Here is a 3,501-nt window from a genome sequence, read left to right as displayed (position 1 = left end):
CTCCTCGAACAGCATCCCATAGGGGTTGATCAGGAAGTGGTGCTCCGGCCCCGGAATACGGGCCGAGATGTGGGTGTAGATCAGGTCGTCCCACCCATGCAGGGCCACCAGCCGATAGAGCGCGGCCAGCTCCACCCGGGCCTGCCACTCCTCGGTGGACACCTTGCCTTGCAGAGATGTCGTGGCGTGGCTTGTTCCGTCTGGCATTTCAAACCTCCTGATTTCGCTCATGCGGGCGGCATGAGGGCTACGGGATGATGATGGCTCCGGTGGCTATGGCGGCCAGGGTGGCGAAGACTGAGAGCAGGAGCGCCCAGGGCAGGCCGAACCGCTGGAGCTGACCCACATCGGCGCGGATCAGGCTGGCGACCAGATAGATCGGCGCGATGAAGGGGCTGAGCGCATGCAGCGGCATGCCCATCAGCGAGGCCCGGGCGATGACTTCGGGCGGAACGCCATAGGCCGCCCCCGTGGCGCCCAGCACCGGGACAATGCCGAAGAAGAAGGCGTCGTTGGACATGAACATCAGCAGCGGCATGCTGAGCAGCGCGGCGATGGGTCCCATATAGGGGCCGAGCGGCTCGGGGATCGCCGAGACCAGGCTCTGGGCCATGGCGTCGATCATGCCGGTGCCCGACAGGATGCCGGTAAAGGCGCCGGCGGCGAAGATCAGCGACACCATCATCAGGATGGTTTCGCCATGGTGAGCCAGGGCCGCCTTCTGTTCGGACAGCCGCGGGAAGTTCAGCGTCACCGCGATGGCGAAGCCGCCCATCACCACGGCGGGCAGCGGCGCGATGCCGGTCAGCATCCCGACCATCAGGCCGATGGTCAGAAGGAGGTTCAGCCAGAGGTTCCGGGTGGCCTTCGGCTCGACCGTGATGGTGGCGGCCTCATCCTCGGTGAGGGCGGGTCCGCCGACCTTCGCCAGGCGGCGGCGCTCGAACCGTCCCATGAAATAGGCCAGACCCAGCACCGCCAGCAACGACAGGCCAAGGGCCGGCAGCAGGGGACCGACAATGTCCATGACGTCGATGCGCAGGGCCAGCGCCGCCCGCGCCGCAGGTCCGCCCCAGGGCAGCCAGTTCATCAGCGTGTTGCTCAGGCCCAGCAGCACGGCCAGGATCAGGGGATTGAGCCCCAGCCGGCGATAGACCGGGTACATGGCCGAGATGGTGACGATGGCGCTGGTGGCCCCGTCCCCATCCAGCGAGACGAGCATGGCCAGGACCGCGCTGCCCACCACCACCCGGACCGGATCGTCGCCGGTCACCTGCAGGATCTTCCGCACCAGCGGCTCGAACAGCCCGGCCTCGATCATCACCGCGAAATAGAGCAGCGCGAAAATCAGCATCAGGGCGGTGGGCGCGACCTCGGTCACGCCTTCGAGCATCATGTCGCCCAGGCCCGATCCGAAACCGGCGATGAGGCCAAAGACGATGGGCACGAGGATGAGCGCGGCGACCGCCGACAATCGCCGCGAGAGCACCAGGGCCATGAAGACCGCCAGCGCCGAGAAGCCCAACAGAGACAGGTTCATCTGATCCCTTTCGGATCGAGGGCCGACACCATGACGAAGCGCCGGCCCACGTCGGTCAGTACTTCCAGTTGAGGCTGAGGCCGTAGGTCCGCGGCGGGTTGTAGGCCCCGAAATTCGCCCCCAGGAACACCGACTGGAAGGTCCGCGTGACCTCGTCCGTCAGGTTCTTCCCCCACAGCGACACCGTCCAGTGGCGCGACGGATCGGTGAAGATCACCCGGGCGTCCACGAAATGGGTCGGCTCACGCACCTCGGGCGGCTGGTTGGAATTGTCGTCGAAGATGCGGCTCTCATAGGCGTAGTCGAGGGCGAACCGCAGATCCGCGCCGCTGGCCAGGGCCGCAGTGTAGGACGGCGAGACGACCAGCTTGTGCTTCGGCGTCCGCGAGATGCGGTTGCCCGCATAGTCCACCCCGGGCTCCGGCGAGAACTCGTCGAAGCGCGCGTCGGTATAGGCGTAGCTGGTCACCAGGCTGGCGCCGGCGAAGGGTCGCCACTGCAGATAGGTCTCATAGCCCTTGATGGTCGCCTGGCCGGCATTGTCGGTGACCACCGACAGGTTGGGCAGGGTCCGCCGCGTCTGCAGGTCGTCGTACTTCATGATGTAGAGGGTGTTGTTCCACACCACCGCGCCGTTCAGCAGGACGCTCTTCTGGCCGATCTCGTACTGGGTGGCGAATTCGGGCTCGAAGCCGTCGGCGGCGTCGGCGGCGCTGGAGGGCGTGTCCTGGAACCCGCCGCTCTTGAAGCCTCGGGAAATCATCCCGTAGAGCAGATGATCGTCCGAGGCCGCCCAGGTCAGACCGGCGCGCCAGGTCACCGCCTCATAGTCGTCCGAAACGCTGACATCGAACCGCTCCCCGGCCCGGAAGAGCTCGGTGCTGGAGAGGTTGTCGATCCGGTAGTCCTTGTCGTCACGGGTGTAGCGGATCCCGGCCACCGCCGAGAGCTGCTCGGTCACCGGCGCGGTGAGGTCGGCGAAGACGGCGTAGCTCGAGAGCTCGGCGGCCTGCGTATAGACCTCCCGCCCGGCGCTCCCGGCGATGTCGAGGTCGAGGATGTCCCGGCGATCGGTCTCGCTCTGGAAGAGATAGGCGCCGGCGATCCACTGGATATCGCTCTCAGGCAGGGCGCTCAGCCGGAGTTCGTGGCTGTAGAAGGTCGACTGCTCCTCGTTGCCGCCAGAGATGTCGACCAGATTGGTGGTCGGATTGCCCCCGTCGAAGTCGTAGGCCGCGTCATAGTCCAGGTCGCGGTAGGAGCCGAGATAGATCAGGGTCGCAAACGGCAGGTCCCGTTCGATCTGCAGCCGCGCGCCCCAGGTGTCGCGGTTCTGATAGCCCGCATAAGAGCCGGCGGTCTCGTCCCGATCCCGGTCGATCGTCCAGAAGGCCGACAGCGGATCGCCCGCGTCCAGGTCGAGGACATGCTGGGCCGGGCCGGTCTCGCGGCTGCGGGTCCCGTCCAGGGTGGCCAGCAGCCGCAGCTCCGGTTGGGGCTCGGCGCGCAGGGAGATGCGTCCGCTGCGGGTGTCCTGGTCTTCGACCCGGTCACCGGTGAAGGTGTTGCGGACGTAGCCGTCGTGGGTGCGCCAGGCGCCGCTGAGACGCACCGCCGCGTTTCCATCAGCGAACGGCGCGTTGAGCATGCCGGCGCCTTCCAGCCGCTCATAGTTGCCGACCGTCGCCTCCGCGGCGGCGTCGAAGCCCGCGAGATCCGGCCGGCGGGTGACCACATTGATGGCGCCCCCCACCACATTGCGACCGAACAGCGTGCCCTGCGGGCCCTTCAGAACCTCGATGCGCTCCACGTCGAAGGCGTCGAAGGCCACGGCCGCGGGACGGCCGATATAGATGTCGTCAAGGAAGACGGCGGCGCTGGGGTCGCCCGCGGCGCCGCGGTCGGAGGAGCCGATGCCACGGATCGCAATGCGCGGCTGAGACGACGGAAAGGGGTCAAAC

The 3,501-nt window shown here is 67.1% G+C and carries 3 protein-coding genes; all 3 read right to left on the bottom strand.

Features of this window, described 5'->3' with window-relative positions; all coding sequences use genetic code 11:
• Positions 1-207, bottom strand: a 207-nt coding sequence (locus V7702_RS16615; protein WP_335651188.1) for a class II aldolase/adducin family protein, incomplete at its 3' end; no start/stop codon positions are given.
• 40 nt (positions 208-247) lie between these two features.
• Positions 248-1,540, bottom strand: a complete 1,293-nt coding sequence (locus V7702_RS16610) for a CitMHS family transporter (RefSeq protein ID WP_335651187.1) — start codon at positions 1,538-1,540, stop codon at positions 248-250.
• 55 nt (positions 1,541-1,595) lie between these two features.
• Positions 1,596-3,501 (bottom strand): TonB-dependent receptor (locus V7702_RS16605; protein ID WP_335651186.1); only part of this gene is annotated, 1,906 nt, incomplete at its 5' end.

The organism is Phenylobacterium sp. (assembly GCF_036963605.1).
Classification (GTDB): Bacteria; Pseudomonadota; Alphaproteobacteria; order Caulobacterales; family Caulobacteraceae; genus Phenylobacterium.
This window is presented reverse-complemented; position numbering and strand designations above follow the sequence as displayed.